The sequence below is a fragment of the Nocardia sp. bgisy118 genome (genome assembly GCF_057708605.1).
Genome location: NZ_JBYISM010000021.1, coordinates 1 through 15303, shown reverse-complemented (window position 1 = coordinate 15303; position 15303 = coordinate 1). Strand labels below are relative to the sequence as shown.

The window sequence follows — 15303 nt, the reverse complement described above, 5'->3', positions numbered from 1 at the left end:
TCACCGACCCGCGCCGGCCCTCGCACCTGCACATCGACGTGGCCGAGGAGGGCAGGAGCACCGCGGCGGACGCGCTGATGGCTCGATTCCTCGAGCACGCCGCGGCCGCTGGCTCCCCCGGCTGCCACCGGCAGCCCCCGGTCGAGAACACCCGCGCCGTACGGTTTTTCGAGCGGAGGGGCTTCGCCACACACGGCAAGGAACCGCTGGTGCCCGGTCTGCGCTATCGGGGCGCGCGCGTGCATCAGCGAACCATGGTGCGCACCCTCTGATCAGGGCGCGTGTCTTCCGCTCCGGGGCGAAGGCGCCGCGCTCACGACATCGATCCGTGGTGCGGCCGCTCGACCCGGTGTCACACCGCGGGTTCCTCGGTGCTGCTCTTCCCGCTCTTCGAGAAGTGCGCCTTCTCCGCTCGCTCCATCAACCGCATGAACTGATCCGTGCGCAGGTGGACCAGCGCCTCGTGATCGCCCGCCTCGAAATAGACGTCGGGCACCGTGGTGAGGCTTTCGTCCATCAGCGTCCGCACCCCGTACGCGGTGCAGACGGCCGGGATCGCACCGACCTCGCAGTCCTTGAAGACCTCGCGGAGCTCGGACTCCTTGGCCAGCACCAGATGGCGTCCGGTTTGCGACCAGAGCTTCGACAGCCGCAGGTGATGGGTGGATGGCAGCACCGCGCCGACGTAGCCCTGCTCGTCTTCGAGCACGATCGTCTTGGCGAGACGATCACCGGGGATGTTGGCCACCGACGCGGTGTGTGCGCTGGTGTAACTGTGCGGATGACGCACGACTTCGTATTCGACGCCTGCTTCGCGCAAGCATGCTTCCACCGTCGATGACATGGACATTGCGGACCTCCACTCGTTAGCCGGCGCGCCACCGTGTCCCGGTGACAATGGGCAGTCGGATGCACAGCGTCAAGCCGTCCTACGAAACAGTCTGCGCCTTTTGCCGACGAATGCCGACCCCCTTCCCGATCGGATCACCGACGAGAACGAGGCCGGACGCGCCGTGGTGGGCTCGGCCGCGGTGCTTACATGTCCAGGCCCAGATCCAGCACCCGCACCGAGTGGGTCAGCGCGCCGACCGCGAGATAGTCCACGCCCGTGCGCGCGTAATCCGCCGCCATCTCCAGGCTCAGGCCGCCCGAGGACTCCAGCTCGGTCTCCGGCGCCACGGCATTGCGCCGCTGCACGGCCGCCTGGGTCTGCCAGAGCGGAAAGTTGTCCAGCAGTACCAGTTCCACGTTCTCGGCGAGCACGGCGTCGAGCTGTTCCAGACTGTCGACCTCCACCTCGCACGGCACCTCGGGAGCGAGCTCGCGCACCGCGCGCAGCGCGTCGACTACCGAGCCCGCCGCCACGACGTGGTTGTCCTTGATCAGCGCCGCGTCGCCGAGCCCCATCCGGTGGTTCACGCCCCCGCCGACCCGGACCGCGTACTTCTGCAGACCGCGCAGGCCGGGCAGCGTCTTGCGGCTGTCGCGGATCCGGCAGCCGGTGCCCTCGACCTCGTCCACCCAGGCCGCGGTGGCGGTCGCGATGCCGGACAGGTGGCACAGCAGGTTCAGCATGGTGCGCTCAGCGGTGAGCAGACCGCGGGTCGGCGCGACCACGCCGAGCACGACGTCGCCCGCGTGCACCCGCGTCCCGTCGGCCACCCGCTCGGTGATCTCGTAGGCGTCCGGCCCGATCACCTCGTCGAGCACGAGCAGCCCCACGTCGATGCCTGCCACGGTGCCCGGCTGCCGGGACACCACCGAGGCCTTCACCGCCGCGTCGGCGGGCACGGTCGCCATCGTGGTGACGTCCGGTCCGTAGCGCAGGTCTTCGTCCAGCGCGGTGCGAATGAGCGCGAGCACCTCGTCGCGCTCGAGTGCGGCGTCCAGCGCCATCAGTGCACTCCTCCTCTGTCGGCCCGCGGCGAGCGCGAGCGGAAGTCGATATCGGGCCTCACGGCACCGCCACGGTGAGCGCCGGGGCCTCGGGGTCGTCGGCCAGGCGGGAGGCCAGCGGCTCCCCCTCGGGCGAGCCGCCGACCAGCAGCACATCGGGGCGGCCGTCGGCGTCCAAGCGGATCGGAATGCTGTGCCGCAGCGCCTCGTCCGGCTCGGGACGATCGGATCGCGTATGGCAGCCACGGCTTTCGGTGCGGGCGGCCGCGGCGAGCAGCAGCACGCGGGCGGTCAGCGTCAGTGCGCCGTCCTCCAGTTCCGCGATCCGGCGGGCGGCCAGATCGTCCGGCGCGGGCGGCACCACGGTTCCGGAATCGGCGAACCGGCTCGACATGCCGCGCAGCACCGCGCGTTCCAGCGTCGCCGCCGCACCCGCGAGCCCGTCCCTGTCGCGTACCACCGCGGCGTGCGCGGTCATGACCTGTTGCAGCGCGGCGCGCGGAGCCCGTGGCATGGTCCGCGGGCGCACGTCGGTGACCTCCGCGGGCGCCCCGAGGCGCTCCACGGCCGCGGCACCCGCCCGCTCGCCGACGACCAGGCCTTCCAGCAAGCTGTTGGACGCCAACCGATTCGCGCCGTGCAACCCGGTCCGCGCCACCTCGCCCGCGGCGTACAGCCCGGGCACGCCGGTGCGGCCGTGCGGATCGGTGACCACGCCGCCGCACTGATAGTGCGCCGCGGGCGCGACGGGAATCAGGCTCTCCTGCGGATCGATGCCCGCCGCGAGGCAGGACGCGGTGATCGTCGGAAAACGCTGGGCGAAACCGTCGATCGCGCGGCCGTCGAGGAAGACGTGATCGGTGCCGAGCTCGCGCATCCGCGCGGCGATGGCGCGGGAGACGACGTCGCGCGGCGCGAGATCGCCGCGCGGATGCACCTCCGCTGTCACCGATTTGCCCTCGGCGTCGACCAGAGTCGCGCCCTCGCCACGCACCGCCTCGCTGATCAGCGGCCGTCGGCCCAAACCGCCCGGCGTGTACAGCACCGTCGGATGGAACTGCACGAATTCCAGGTCCGCCACGGCCGCACCCGCCCACAGCGCCAGCGCGATGCCGTCGGCGGTCGCGCCCGGCGGGTTGGTGCTCAGCGCGTAGAGCTGGCCGAGCCCGCCGGTGGCGAGCAGCACGGCAGGGGTGTGCACCACGCCGAAACCCTTGTCCGACACCGCGATCACGCCCTGCACCCCGCTGGGCCCGGTGACCACCTCGCAGGCCGCCGCGCCGAACAGCACAGGAAGTCCTGCCGTGTTCAGCGCGCGCTGCACCTCGGCGCCGGTCGCGTCGCCGCCCGCGTGGATGATGCGGCGCGTGCTGTGCCCGCCCTCCCTGGTGCGCGAGATCTGACCGTCACGGCCGAGATCGAACACCGCGCCGAGGTCGGTGAGGGCCGCCACGGCCGCCTGCCCGCCCTCGACGATCGCGCGCACCGCGGTCGTCTCGCACAGTCCGGCCCCCGCCTCCACGGTGTCCCGCACGTGCGACTCGATCGAATCACCGTGCGGCGCGACGACGGCGATGCCGCCTTGCGCGTACTGGGTGGAGGTGTCGATCGGCCCGCCCTTGCTGAGCGTGAGCACCCGCAGCCCGCGCAGTGACGCGGTGCGCGCCGCCGTCAATCCGGCGACGCCGCCGCCGACCACCACCAGGTCGGCCGAGGCCTCCCACTCGATTACCGGAGCATTCATCTCCGCCAGCCTCTCGTTCCGAGCTCGGGCGCGGATGCCACCGCGCCCGCCGAAGTCGTGCGACGGCGCTACGCGACCGCCGCACGTCGACGGCGTCGGCTCACTCGCCGCCGCCCGGATTGCCGATCGCGATCATCCGCTGCACCGAATTGCGGCCCAGGGCCGCGGTTTCCGGGTCGACGTGCACCTCGTCGGCGCCCTCCACCAGGCAGCGCAGCAGCGCGGCGGGGGTGATCATCTTCATGTACTTGCAGGAGGCGCGGTCGTTGACGGCCTGGAAGTCGATGCCGGGGGCGGCCTTGCGCAGCTGGTGCAGCATGCCGACCTCGGTCGCGACCAGAACCTGAGTCGCTGTGCCCTTTCCTCCGCTCCGCGAGCTCCGCTCCGCGGCCGCCTTGGCGGCGTCGATCATGCCGCCGGTGGACAGGATGTGCACCCGGTCGGCCGGGAACGCGCCCTCGCCGGCGAGGTACAGCGCCGAAGTGGCGCAACCGCACTCGGGGTGCACGAACAGCTCGGCGTCCGGGTGGCTGCGCGCCTGCTCGGTGAGCTCGTCGCCGTTGATGCCCGCGTGCACGTGGCATTCGCCCGCCCAGATGTGCATGTTCTCGCGGCCGGTGACCCGCTTGACGTGCGCGCCGAGGAACTGGTCCGGCAGGAACAGCACCTCGCGGTCGGGGTCGATGGAGGCGACCACGTCGACGGCGTTGGACGAGGTGCAGCAGATGTCGGTGAGCGCCTTCACCTCGGCGGTGGTGTTCACGTAGGACACCACGACCGCGTTCGGGTGCTCGGCCTTCCATGCCCGCAGCTCGGCGGCGCTGATCGAGTCCGCCAGCGAGCAGCCCGCGCGCTGGTCCGGGATCAGCACGGTCTTCTCCGGGCTGAGGATCTTCGCGGTCTCGGCCATGAAGTGCACGCCGCAGAACACGATGGTGTCCTCGGGAGCCTCGGCCGCGATCCGCGAGAGCGCCAGCGAGTCGCCGACGTGGTCGGCCACGTCCTGGATCTCGGGCAACTGGTAGTTGTGCGCGAGAATGGTCGCGTTGCGCTCCCTCGCCAGCCGCTTGACCTCCTGCGCCCACTCGGGCGTCGCCGCGACACCCGCGTAGCCGGAGGGTCCGTCGAATACCTGCCCCATCAGCGGAGGCGCCAGTTTCGCACCCGTCGTCGCCATGATGGCTCCCTTCCTCGTGCGCCCGGCAACCCCGCCGATTCACACCAAACCAGGTTTTCGTCTTACAATCGAAAACGTGCCCCATAGTAGCACCATCCACGAATCGCTCACCGCGGTGTTCCAGGTTCGCCGCTTCCCTACCGGCAAAACCGCTGGCCAGGGCGTCGCGAACGGCGTATCGGGGCCGTGCCCGCCCGGCCAGCGCACCGAACTGGCCGTGTTGCTGTGGGAGCGCGCGCTCGACCCACAGAAGGGCACCTGGTCGCTCCCCGGCGGACGGCTGGGCGACGGCGAGAACCTGGACGCGTCGGCACGCAGGCAGCTCGCCGAGAAGGTCGACGTGCGCGAGCTGACCCACCTCGAGCAGCTCTCGGTCTTCAGCGACCCCGACCGCGTGCCGGGTCCGCGCCGGATCGCTTCGGCCTACCTCGGGCTGGTCCCGCTGACCGCCGAACCGGAACTGCCCGGCGACACCGCGTGGCACCCGGTCTCCGCGCTGCCCGCCATGTCCTTCGACCACGGCACGGTCGTCGATCACGCCCGCACCCGGCTGGCCGCCAAACTCTCCTACACCAACATCGCCTTCGCGCTCGCCCCGTCCACCTTCACCATGTCGACTCTGCGCGAAATCTACTGCGCGGCACTGGGTTACGAAGTCGACACCACCAACCTCCAGCGCGTCCTCGCGCGCCGCAAGGTGATCACCCCCACAGGCGCCACCGCCGCCCCCGGCCGCGCGGGCGGCCGCCCCGCCGCCGTCTACCGCTTCAGCGACTCCGGCCTCCGCGTCACCGACGAATTCGCCGCCCTCCGCCCCCGCGCCGAGTGAATCGGCCCAGCTGCCTCACTACTAAGTTAGAATCCATCTAAGTAATATTCGATCTATGTTTAGCGCGGAGGGTGGATGGATTTCACAGGCAGGGCCGCTGACCTGGACATTCTCGGCCGACAGCGCACCCTGGTCGCTGAGAAAGCGGGACCGACACGAGGTCGAGCGGTCATCCTGACCGGTCGCCGACGGGTCGGAAAGTCACGACTCGTCCAGGAGTTCTGTGATCGGTCGGGTCTTGCCTACCTCGTCTTCCAGGCCACCCGTGGGCGCAACCCGGTCGCGGAACGAGCGGACTTCCTCACCACCGTCGCCCATTCCCCCCTGGGCGGGGCGGATCTGGTGGCGGGCCTACATGCCGCCGATTGGAACCAGGCGCTGCGGGCTCTGGCCATCGCGATCCCGGACGACTCGCCCACCATCGCGGTGATCGACGAGGTGCCGTGGCTGGTCGAGCAAGACGGCGAATTCGAGGGCGCACTACAGACCGTGTGGGATCGCCATTTGTCGGCCAAACCCGTCCTCCTGATTCTGGTAGGCAGCGACATTTCGGTGATGGAGGCGCTGCAGTCCCGCGAACGTCCGTTTTTCGGACGCGCCGCCAAAATGACGGTCGAACCCCTCCATCTGGCCGATGTTCAGGCGATGACGGGTCTCGACGCGGCCGCCGCTGTCGATGCACTACTGATCACCGGTGGTTTCCCGGAGATCGTGCAGTCGTGGCGGCCCGGTATGAGCCGAACCGACTTTCTCCGTGCTTCGACCGAGAATCCGTTGTCGCCGCTGTTGGTAGCGGGGGAACTGACGCTGCTCGGCGAGTTCCCGGAAGTGTCGCGATCGCGCGCGGTGCTCGAAGCAGTGGGCAGCGGCGAGCGGACATTCAGCACCATCGCAGCCCAGGCTGGTGGCGTGGGCGCTTTACCCGCAGGAACCTTGACGCCCCTGCTGAACACATTGCAGTCGAAACGAATTGTCGCCGCGGACCTTCCGCTGTCCACCAAACCCGACAGCAAGAACAAGCGTTATCGCATCGCCGATTCCTACCTTCGATTCTGGCTCGCCTTCCTACAGCGCGGAATTCCACTGATCGAACGAGGGCGCGGCGATCTCGCCCGCACACGTATCGAACGATCCTGGACAGCCTGGCGTGGGCGGGCTGTCGAACCGCTCATCCGCGAATCACTACTCCGCCTGCTGCCCGATGAGCGGTGGCCCGATACCGAGGCGATCGGCGGGTGGTGGAACCGGCAGAACAATCCGGAGATCGATCTCGTCGGCGCCGATCGCGCGCCAATCGCCGGCGCGGTCCACTTCCTCGGCTCGATCAAGTGGCTGGAGGACCGCCCCTTCGATCGCCACGACTATGACGCCCTCGCCCGAGCGATGCTCTCGGCGCCGGGTACCGACACTCACACGCCACTCGTCGCCGTATCCCGCGCAGGCGTCGGGACCGATCTCCCGCTGGCAATGCATTGGGGCCCTGCGGAACTCGTCGATGCCTGGCGCTGATTCGGGGGTAGTGGTGCAATCCGGCGCTGAGCCGCACTGGAGCCGCCTGCGGGTCGAGACCGGTCGATTCCACTGCGCCACCGCGTTGGCCACTGCCCATGCTCGCGCCAACGCCGTGTGGGCGCCCATGCTGGCGGTGGCGATCACCGAGACCTGCAGGTCGCTGTGGGGCGCGCATCGAAGTCGTCACGAAGACCCCGCCCGCAGGCGAATCACGCGTCGTGGGAACGGTTTCGGTGTTTCGCGGCGCGACGGTAGCGCTGCTTGCCGGGGATGGGCTGGGCCGCGTTGGAGCGGCGGAGTTCGTGGCGGCGGCGCCAGGCGGTGAGATCGGGGCGTTCCGAAGGGGGTCGGGACAGGTCGGGTTGTGCCGTGGTGTGCGGAGGGGCGTGCATGGTCGTTCACCTCCTCCCCTGGGCTCGCCCGATTGCTTGCCGAGTCACGGTACCGACCGGGAGCGGACCGCTCCACCGATTTTCCGGCGCGACGGTCGGCGACCAGAAATTCGTTCAGGCCGTTTTCATCTGGGGCTTCGGAGGCGGTGCGGCCGTGTGGGCGACAAGGCGGCCCGCGACCCAGAACACCAGCTCCACCAACCAGAACAACCACAGGCACAGCGTCACCACGACGACCGGTATCGCGAGGAAGAGCACCGAGGGCACCGCGACGAGCAGAAACAAGGCCAGCTCTCGCGCGTTCGCGCCGGCCAACCGGTTCGCCAAGCGCACCGCCGCCCACATCATCCAGCGGCGCGGCACCGAGACACCGAATTCCCGCAGACAGCGCCGGAACAGGCCATCGGCGTCCGCGGTGCTCACCAGGTGTGAGTGCAGCAGGTAGTCGTGCAGGATGGCGGCGCGGGTGTACGCGCCGTAGCGGGGAATAAGCCAGACCAGCGCGCGCGGCACCGACGCGAAGTCGGTACTGAAGCCCGCGGGCACGATGAACTCCTGCACATCACCCTGATAGACGAGCGGCTCCGACAACCGCCAGAATTTTGCGTCGATCTCCTCGACGACCGGACCGCCACCGATGAACGCCACGCCCCCGTTCCTCTCCGAACGCAACGATTTTCCACCATTTTACGTGGTAGAGGCACGAAAACAGCGCCGCGAAGGCAACGGTTGGGCGACGGGTCAGCGAGCCGGACGCGACACCGATCCCGATCCGTCCTCGGTCGCCGGATCGTAACCGCCATAGACGCTTCCGTACGGTGCGCGCGGCACCGCGGCGTCGAATCCGATCGGCTCGAACTCCGCGGTCCGGTGCGAACGACCGAATGCGCTGCCGTAGCCGGTGCCGAGATCCTCGGACGGACTGAGCGCCGCGAGGAACAGCAGCACCAGCGATGCAACCAGCGGCTGCACGATGAAAGCGAGCGCGGTGCCGACTTGCGTTGGCAGCTCGACGATCTGGCCGACCGGCGGGTCGTCGGGACGCGGATGCAGCGACTCGGCGACCGACTCCCCCACCCACGCCATCAGATACGCGCCGATCAGCGATCCGGACAGCAACCCGACCTGCAACAGCGGACCACGTATCGTGCGCAGCCGCCAAGCCGCCACGGCGGTGAGCAATCCGGTCACCGCGCCCGCGCAGACGAACAGCGCGACCGCGTCGAACTGATGCGTACTCTCGCCGGTCAGCGGCGCACCGCGTCCGGGCTCGGTGACCAGCAACTGCTCGGTCGGCGCCAGCCAACCCCACAGCACGCCGACGAGCGCACTGCCCACCGCCACCGCCGCCAGGACGAGCAGCGCCGCTCCCGCCTCGCTCCGGACGCCGTCCGCCCGCACCGTCGCCACTAGCGGTGTTCCAGACTCTTCGAGTCGATCACGCCGTGCCGCGAGCACTTGGCCCACCAGCCATCGGGACTCACCTGCACGATCATGCGCCGCCCGCACTGCTCGCAGAAGCGCGGCGGCTCCAGGCCCAACGCGGCCGCGGTCGGCACCGCGTCGTCGAGACCTGGCACGATCCGTTTGCCGGTGAACGGGTTGTAGCGCTCGTCCATATCCATGACAGTACTCATGGCCGCGCCCTACAGCGTTTCGTTGAGCGCCTTGATCGGCATCTTGAGCTCGCCGAGCAGATCGAGGTCCGCCTCGGCGGGGCGACCGAGGGTGGTCAGATAGTTGCCGACGATGACGGCGTTGATGCCGCCCAGGATGCCCTGCTTGGCGCCGAGATCGCCGAGGGTGATCTCACGGCCGCCCGCGAAGCGGAGGATGGTGCGCGGCAACGCCAGGCGGAACGCGGCGACGGCGCGCAGCGCGTCGGCGGCGGGCAGCACCTCGAGGTCGCCGAACGGGGTGCCGGGGCGCGGGTTGAGGAAGTTCAGCGGCACCTCGTCGGGCTCCAATTCGGACAGCTGCGCGGCGAATTCGGCGCGCTGCTCCAGGGTCTCGCCCATGCCGAGGATGCCGCCGCAGCACACCTCCATACCCGCCTCGCGCACCATGCGCAGCGTGTCCCAGCGCTCCTCCCAGGTGTGCGTCGTGACGACCTGCGGGAAGTGCGACTTGGCGGTCTCCAGGTTGTGGTTGTAGCGGTGCACGCCCATCGCGGCCAGCTGATCGACCTGCTCCTGGGTCAGCATGCCCAGCGAGCACGCGACCTGGATGTCGACCTCGTTGCGGATGGCCTCGACGCCCGCGGCGACCTGAGCCATCAGCCGCTCGTCCGGTCCGCGCACCGCGGCGACGATGCAGAACTCGGTGGCGCCGGTCTTGGCGGTCTGCTTGGCGGCCTCGACCAGGCTCGGGATGTCGAGCCACGCGGCGCGCACGGGCGACTGGAACAGGCCGGACTGCGAGCAGAAATGGCAGTCCTCGGGGCAGCCGCCGGTCTTGAGGCTGATGATGCCCTCGACCTCGACCTCGGGGCCGCACCACTTCATGCGCACCTCGTGGGCCAGGGCCAGGAGTTCCTCCAGCCGGTCGTCGCCGAGCCGCAGCACCTCGAGGGTCTGCTCCTGAGTCAGACCCTCGCCGCGCTCGAGCACCTGCTCGCGGGCGATCGCCAAAACATCGGTGTCAACGGGTGCCTGGGTCACTGCACGAATCCCTTCGGCTGGTCTGCCTGTCGGCGACGGCACCTCGCGTTCGAGGTGGCCGTGCAACTTGAACGGTGTTCAGGCTAGGGTAGCGGTAGGAGTGAGTCAAAACACGACGGGGAAGGAATTCGGGTGCAGCTGCACAGGGCGGACGTGGTCGACGGCGCCATCGCCATTCTCGACCAGTACGGCCTCGCCGACCTGACCATGCGCAGGCTGGCGAGCTCGCTTCAGGTGCAGCCCGGCGCGCTGTACTGGCACTTCCCCAACAAGCAGGCGCTGCTCGGCGCCGTCGCCGACCGCATCCTCGCGCCGATGGAGGACCCGGTGACCGCCGAAGAGTGGTCCGGCCAGATCACCGAACTCGCGCACCGGCTGCGCGACTGTCTGCTCGCCTACCGCGACGGCGCCGAGCTGGTCTCGTCGACCTACGCCTCCCGCCTGACCACGAGCAAGGGCCGCGAACGCCTGGCGAGCGCGGCCATCCGCGCGGGAATGCCGCGGCACGAGGCGGAGCTGGCCGCGTTCACCCTGCTGTACTACGTGCTCGGCCAGACCGTCGACGAACAGTCCCGGATGCAGATGGATTCGGCGGGCGCGCTGCCCGAGGACACTCCGATCGACGAAACACCGGACGCGACAGCCCGTTTCGACTTCGGCCTGCAACTGTTCGTCGCGGGCGTGCGCCACCTCCTCGGCAGCCGCATCCGCTGAACGCGCCACGGCCTGAGCGAGGAGTTCCGCGGGTAGTGGCGGCGGCTTGGTTCAGGCGGCAGCCGAACCTGTCTCTGGTGGAACCGCGCTCGCGCGATCGAGATGACTGCCCACTCCGACGACGCCCGGGAACCAGCGATACATCGCCACCGCACCCGCTGCGGCGGACACCGCGAGCGCGAAGGCGGCCGCGCCGAGCACCGCGACCGAGCTGATCACGCCCACCGCGATGGGCCCGGCGAACATGCCGACATCGTGGGTGAGCCGCCACGCGCCGAGGAATTCCGCGCGCCGGTCCTCCGGCGCGACGTCCGCGCCGACCGTCATGATCAGCCCGTTGCTGATCCCGTTGGCCAGTCCGAGCAGCACCGCCGCGAGACCCATGGTGACCGCCGTGCCCGTCCACGGCAGCACCGCGTATCCGGCCGCGAAGCAGATCATCGAGGGCACGCCCGTCGCGCGGCGGCCGCGCCGGTCCAGCCAGACACCTGCCGGATACGACATGAGCACGTCCACCGCGCCGGAGACGCCGAAGATGAGACTGGTCGCCGTGGGACTCAGGCCGATGTGCGCGGCCCACAGCGGCAGCAGCGCCTGCCGCGACGCCCGTGCCGCGCCCGTGAGCAACGCCGCCGATCCCAAAGTGCCCAGCAGCCTGCGGTTTTCGACAACCACCGAGCGCAGCGTGTGCCCGCCGGACGCGGCGTCGTCGAAATCACGAATGGCGACCATCGCGAACCCGGCGAGCACCGTCGTCACGCACTGCAACCACAGCGCACCGTTCGGCCCCATGCCGTGCACCAGACCCGCACCGAGGAACGGTCCGCAGAAGAACCCGAGCCGGTGCGCACCCGCCAGCGTCGACAGCGCCCGGCCCCGATCGGCGGGCAGCACCACCGCGACGATGTAGGTCTGCCGCGCCAGACCCCACACCGCGCCCGCCGCGCCGTTGAGCAGCATTCCCGCCGCGAGCACACCGAGATTCGGCGCGAGGATCGCGGCCAGGATGCCGACGAGTCCGAGCAGCGAACCCAGTCCTATCGCACCGCGCTCCCCGATCCGAGCCACGATGCGGCCCGCGGGCAGATCGGTGAGCACCATGCCGAGCCCGCCGAGCGCGACGATCACACCGGCCAGGCCGACCGACGCCCCGAGGTCGAGCGCGCGCAGCGCGTACATGGGCGCGGCCGCACCGGCCCCGGTGCCGTACAACCCCATCGGCACGAACACCGACCAGGTGAGGCTGCGCAGGCGCACCGGAGCGTCGGCTAGCGCGGGCTTCTCGACGGTATTCCCGCTCACCGCCCCGACCGCCGACCGAACGACCTCGCGGCGCAGCGATTCTGGGTCACCCGACGGACCTGAGCCGTCCGCCGCGCGACGAGTCGCGAACAGTTGCCGTCCGCCCCGCTCACCGGGCCAGCGCCGGGCGTCGGGCGAACTGGCTCTCCGGCCGCGCGAGACCGAAGTGGTCGCGCAGCGTGGTCCCGGTGTATTCGGTGCGGAACAGGCCGCGCTCCTGCAGAATCGGCACGACGGTCGAGGTGAAGACCTCGAGCCCGCCCGGGTAGTACGGCGGCATCACGTTGAAACCGTCCGCGGCGCCGTTGCGGAACCATTCCTCGATGGTGTCGGCGACCTGCTCGGGGGTGCCCGCGAAGACCCGATGCCCGCGCGCGCCCGCCAATCGGTGCAGCAGCCCGCGCAGCGTCGGACGGTCGCGCTGCACGATGCCCGCCACCACCTGCAGCCGGGAACGCTGGTTGTCGGTGACATCGCCCGCGCCGTCGAACTCCTCGGCGGGGACGAACTCGTCCAGCGACAGGTGCCGCAGGCTCTTGCCCGCGATGCTCTCCAGCTGGGCCAGACCGTACTCCGGCACGGTGAGCTCGTTGAACTCGCGCTCCAGCCGCTTGGCGTCGGCCTCGGTGTCGCCGAGGAACGGGCTGATGCCGGGCAAGATCTTCACCTGGTCGGCGTCGCGGCCGAATTCCTTCGCCTTCGCCTTGATGTCGGCATAGAAGGCCTGGGCGTCGGACAGCCGCTGATGCGCGGTGAAGATCGCCTCGGCGTAGCGCCCGGCGAAGGAACGACCCTCATTGGAGGCGCCCGCCTGCACCAGCACCGGATAACCCTGCGGCGTACGCGCCGAGTTGAACGGCCCACGCACCTTGAGGTATTCGCCCTCGAAATCGATGCGGTGGATCTTGTCCGGATCGGCGTAGACGCCCGCGGCCTGGTCGAGCAGGATCGCGTCGTCCTCCCAGCTGTCCCACAGCGCGACCACGGCGTCCACGAATTCGCGTGCGCGGGCATAACGTTCGGCGTGATCGGGGTGCCGGTCGAGGCCGAAGTTGGCCGCCGCCACGTCGGTTCCGGTAGTGACGATGTTCCAGCCCGCGCGCCCGCCCGAGATGTGGTCCAGGCTGGAGAAGAGCCTGGCCAGGTTGTAGGGCTCGTAGTACGTGGTGGACGCGGTCGCGATCAGGCCGAGATGCGTGGTGGCCGCGGCGATCGCGGTGAGTAGCGTGATCGGTTCCAGGCCGGGCGCCGCGTTGTGCTCGACGTTGGTGCGCAGCGCGGGCCCGTCGGCGAAGAACACCGCGTCGAGTTTCGCGGCCTCGGCGGTGCGGCCGATCTCCTGGTAGTAGGTGACGTCGTAGATACGATCGGGACGGCTCTGCGGGTGCCGCCAGGCCGCCTCGTGGTGGCCGGACGGATAGATGAACGCGTTGAGGCTCAGCTGCCTCGGTCGCTCGGTCATGACGCTCGCTTCTCTTCTTCGCGATGATGGGGGGCGGCCGCGTCACCGGCCGCGCTGACAAGGGGGTCGACGCCGAGCCCGGCCAGCAGCCGCTCGCGCGCCGCGATGAACTCCGGATCGCTGTGGCGGCGCGGACGTTCCAGGTCGAGGCGCAGGTCGATGGCGATGCGGCCCTCGTCGAGGACCAGCACACGGTCGGCGAGCAGTACGGCCTCGTCGACATCGTGGGTGACCAGCAGCACCGCGGGCCTGTGCTTGGCGCACAGTTCCTGCAACAGCGCGTGCATCCGGATCCTGGTCAGCGCGTCCAGCGCGCCGAACGGTTCGTCCGCGAGCAGCAGCTCGGGTTCACGCACCAGCGAGCGGGCCAGCGCCACGCGCTGCTGCTCGCCGCCGGAAAGTTCCTTGGGCCATGCCTTCTCACGACCGGCGAGACCGACTTCGGCGAGCGCCGCGCGGCCGCGTTCGGCCGAGCCCGCACCGCTCAGGCCGAGCGTCACGTTGTCGAGCACCCGCACCCACGGCAGCAGGCGCGAATCCTGGAACACCACGGCGCGTTCCGAGGGCACCGCGAGATCGCCGGAACCCGGTACGTCGTCGTCCAATTCGGCCAGCGCGCGCAGCAGGGTGCTCTTGCCCGAGCCGCTCCGGCCGAGCAGCGCGACGAATTCGCCGCGGGCGATGTCGAGGTCGATGCCGCGCAACACCACCCGATCGCCGAACCCGCGGCTCAGATTGCGAGCGCGGACCACGTTCAGTCCGCGAGTGTCTGGCGCCATGCCAGCGCCCTCCTTTCCAGCGCGCGCACGGCGATGTCGCCGAACAGTCCGAGCAGGCCGTAGATCACCAGACCGACCACGATGACGTCGATCTGGCCGTAGGTGCGCGCCTGCGTCATCAGGTAGCCGATGCCGCTGGTGGCGTTGACCTGTTCCACCACGACCAGCGCCAGCCACGAGATCGTCACGGCCAGGCGCAGACCGATGAAGAAGCCGGGGAGCGAACCGGGCAACGCGATGCGGCGGATGAAGCCCCAGCGCGAAAGCTGCACCGTCTCGGCGAGTTCCACATAGCGGGCGTCCACGCTGCGCAGGTGGGCGTGCGTGTTGATGTACACGGGGACGAGCACGCTGGTGGTGATGACGATGAGCTTCATCTCCTCGCCGATGCCGAACCAGACGATGAACAGCGGGATCAGCGCCAGCGTCGGAATAGCCCGCTTGATCTGAACCGGTCCGTCCAGCAACGCTTCTCCGACCCGGCTCAACCCGGCGGCCAGCGCGAGCAGCACGCCGATGGCCACGCCGAGACCGAGACCGATGCCCGCGCGCTGCACCGAGGTCAGCAGGTTGGACTGCAAACGTCCGTCGGCGATCAGATCACCCGCGGTCTGCGCGACAGTCCACGGGGCGGGCAGTGTCTCCGGATCGATGGCGCCCGCGGCGGATCCGATCACCCAGGCCGCCACCAGCAGCGTCGGACCGAGCGCGATGCCGAACGGAATCGGCTTGCCCGGTCCGAGCCTGCGTCGCGTCACCTTGCCCCTGGCTTGCAGCTCGGCGGGTGCGGCGCCCGTCCTGCCGAATCGGCCGAGTACTCCGGCGTCCAGGGTGTC

At 69.8% G+C, this 15303-nt stretch carries 17 protein-coding genes; 4 read left to right on the top strand and 13 right to left on the bottom strand.

Features of this window, described 5'->3' with window-relative positions; genetic code table 11:
- The first annotated feature begins 77 nt into the window (after nucleotides 1-77).
- Complete coding sequence (locus AC3EO7_RS23965) at nucleotides 78-272, top strand: hypothetical protein (protein WP_435592439.1); 195 nt, start codon at nucleotides 78-80, stop codon at nucleotides 270-272.
- Nucleotides 273-352: 80 nt separating this feature from the next.
- Here the strand turns inward: AC3EO7_RS23965 and AC3EO7_RS23960 are convergent, their stop codons facing one another.
- From AC3EO7_RS23960 to nadA, 4 genes are all read right to left on the bottom strand, one after another.
- Nucleotides 353-850, bottom strand: coding sequence for an aminoacyl-tRNA deacylase (locus AC3EO7_RS23960; protein ID WP_431970655.1), 498 nt, complete (start codon nucleotides 848-850; stop codon nucleotides 353-355).
- Nucleotides 851-1035: 185 nt separating this feature from the next.
- On the bottom strand, nucleotides 1036-1896 hold the full coding sequence (gene nadC / locus AC3EO7_RS23955) for a carboxylating nicotinate-nucleotide diphosphorylase (RefSeq protein WP_431970654.1): 861 nt from the start codon (nucleotides 1894-1896) through the stop codon (nucleotides 1036-1038).
- A 58-nt stretch (nucleotides 1897-1954) separates the two neighbouring features.
- On the bottom strand, nucleotides 1955-3640 hold the full coding sequence (locus AC3EO7_RS23950) for an L-aspartate oxidase (protein WP_435592438.1): 1686 nt from the start codon (nucleotides 3638-3640) through the stop codon (nucleotides 1955-1957).
- A gap of 100 nt (nucleotides 3641-3740) precedes the next feature.
- Nucleotides 3741-4817 carry a quinolinate synthase NadA gene (gene nadA / locus AC3EO7_RS23945; RefSeq protein WP_431970652.1) on the bottom strand — a complete coding sequence of 359 codons (1077 nt, stop codon included), beginning with the start codon at nucleotides 4815-4817 and terminating at the stop codon, nucleotides 3741-3743.
- Between the two features lie 76 nt (nucleotides 4818-4893).
- Between nadA and AC3EO7_RS23940 the strand changes: the two genes are divergently transcribed.
- Both AC3EO7_RS23940 and AC3EO7_RS23935 read left to right on the top strand, forming a co-directional pair.
- Nucleotides 4894-5646, top strand: a complete 753-nt coding sequence (locus AC3EO7_RS23940) for an NUDIX hydrolase (RefSeq protein WP_431970651.1) — start codon at nucleotides 4894-4896, stop codon at nucleotides 5644-5646.
- Nucleotides 5647-6072: 426 nt separating this feature from the next.
- The gene (locus AC3EO7_RS23935; protein ID WP_435592437.1) at nucleotides 6073-7155 is read left to right on the top strand and encodes an ATP-binding protein; all 1083 of its coding nucleotides are present in this window, start codon (nucleotides 6073-6075) and stop codon (nucleotides 7153-7155) included.
- A 212-nt stretch (nucleotides 7156-7367) separates the two neighbouring features.
- Here AC3EO7_RS23935 and AC3EO7_RS23930 read toward each other — a convergent pair whose 3' ends face one another.
- The 5 genes from AC3EO7_RS23930 to bioB all read right to left on the bottom strand — a co-directional run bounded on the left by AC3EO7_RS23930 (nucleotide 7368) and on the right by bioB (nucleotide 10210).
- A complete protein-coding gene (locus tag AC3EO7_RS23930) occupies nucleotides 7368-7550 on the bottom strand; it encodes a hypothetical protein (protein WP_431970649.1) in 183 nt (60 codons plus the stop codon).
- A gap of 114 nt (nucleotides 7551-7664) precedes the next feature.
- Nucleotides 7665-8198, bottom strand: coding sequence for a DUF1353 domain-containing protein (locus tag AC3EO7_RS23925; protein WP_435592436.1), 534 nt, complete (start codon nucleotides 8196-8198; stop codon nucleotides 7665-7667).
- Between the two features lie 93 nt (nucleotides 8199-8291).
- Nucleotides 8292-8960 (bottom strand): DUF2567 domain-containing protein, encoded by a 669-nt coding sequence (locus AC3EO7_RS23920; RefSeq protein WP_435592435.1) that lies wholly within the window; start codon nucleotides 8958-8960, stop codon nucleotides 8292-8294.
- Nucleotides 8960-9187 (bottom strand): biotin synthase auxiliary protein BsaP, encoded by a 228-nt coding sequence (bsaP, locus tag AC3EO7_RS23915; RefSeq protein WP_068068416.1) that lies wholly within the window; start codon nucleotides 9185-9187, stop codon nucleotides 8960-8962. The genes AC3EO7_RS23920 and bsaP overlap by 1 nt, the downstream gene beginning before the upstream one ends.
- A gap of 9 nt (nucleotides 9188-9196) precedes the next feature.
- On the bottom strand, nucleotides 9197-10210 hold the full coding sequence (gene bioB / locus AC3EO7_RS23910) for a biotin synthase BioB (protein ID WP_431970646.1): 1014 nt from the start codon (nucleotides 10208-10210) through the stop codon (nucleotides 9197-9199).
- A 132-nt stretch (nucleotides 10211-10342) separates the two neighbouring features.
- Between bioB and AC3EO7_RS23905 the strand changes: the two genes are divergently transcribed.
- Entirely contained in the window at nucleotides 10343-10924 is a 582-nt protein-coding gene (locus AC3EO7_RS23905; protein WP_431970645.1) for a TetR/AcrR family transcriptional regulator C-terminal domain-containing protein, read from the top strand.
- A gap of 51 nt (nucleotides 10925-10975) precedes the next feature.
- On the opposite strand, the gene AC3EO7_RS23900 is transcribed toward AC3EO7_RS23905, so the two are convergent.
- From AC3EO7_RS23900 to AC3EO7_RS23885, 4 genes are all read right to left on the bottom strand, one after another.
- Nucleotides 10976-12226: an MFS transporter gene (locus tag AC3EO7_RS23900; RefSeq protein ID WP_435592434.1), complete on the bottom strand. Its 1251-nt coding sequence runs from the start codon at nucleotides 12224-12226 to the stop codon at nucleotides 10976-10978.
- 109 nt (nucleotides 12227-12335) lie between these two features.
- The gene (locus tag AC3EO7_RS23895) at nucleotides 12336-13688 is read right to left on the bottom strand and encodes an LLM class flavin-dependent oxidoreductase (protein WP_435592433.1); all 1353 of its coding nucleotides are present in this window, start codon (nucleotides 13686-13688) and stop codon (nucleotides 12336-12338) included.
- Nucleotides 13685-14467 (bottom strand): ABC transporter ATP-binding protein, encoded by a 783-nt coding sequence (locus AC3EO7_RS23890; RefSeq protein WP_435592432.1) that lies wholly within the window; start codon nucleotides 14465-14467, stop codon nucleotides 13685-13687. Before AC3EO7_RS23890 ends, AC3EO7_RS23895 begins: the two co-directional genes overlap by 4 nt.
- Nucleotides 14443-15303 (bottom strand): ABC transporter permease (locus AC3EO7_RS23885; protein ID WP_435592431.1); only part of this gene is annotated, 861 nt, incomplete at its 5' end. The genes AC3EO7_RS23885 and AC3EO7_RS23890, both read right to left, overlap by 25 nt.

What these genes read in the sequence shown, in the direction of transcription:
- AC3EO7_RS23965 (WP_435592439.1), top strand. Translation starts at nt 78, where the DNA reads ATGGCTCGATTCCTCGAGCACGCCGCGGCCGCTGGCTCCCCCGGCTGC.
- AC3EO7_RS23960 (WP_431970655.1), bottom strand. Translation starts at nt 850, where the DNA reads ATGTCCATGTCATCGACGGTGGAAGCATGCTTGCGCGAAGCAGGCGTC.
- nadC (WP_431970654.1), bottom strand. Translation starts at nt 1,896, where the DNA reads ATGGCGCTGGACGCCGCACTCGAGCGCGACGAGGTGCTCGCGCTCATT.
- AC3EO7_RS23950 (WP_435592438.1), bottom strand. Translation starts at nt 3,640, where the DNA reads ATGAATGCTCCGGTAATCGAGTGGGAGGCCTCGGCCGACCTGGTGGTG.
- nadA (WP_431970652.1), bottom strand. Translation starts at nt 4,817, where the DNA reads ATGGCGACGACGGGTGCGAAACTGGCGCCTCCGCTGATGGGGCAGGTA.
- AC3EO7_RS23930 (WP_431970649.1), bottom strand. Translation starts at nt 7,550, where the DNA reads ATGCACGCCCCTCCGCACACCACGGCACAACCCGACCTGTCCCGACCC.
- bsaP (WP_068068416.1), bottom strand. Translation starts at nt 9,187, where the DNA reads ATGAGTACTGTCATGGATATGGACGAGCGCTACAACCCGTTCACCGGC.
- AC3EO7_RS23895 (WP_435592433.1), bottom strand. Translation starts at nt 13,688, where the DNA reads ATGACCGAGCGACCGAGGCAGCTGAGCCTCAACGCGTTCATCTATCCG.
- AC3EO7_RS23890 (WP_435592432.1), bottom strand. Translation starts at nt 14,467, where the DNA reads ATGGCGCCAGACACTCGCGGACTGAACGTGGTCCGCGCTCGCAATCTG.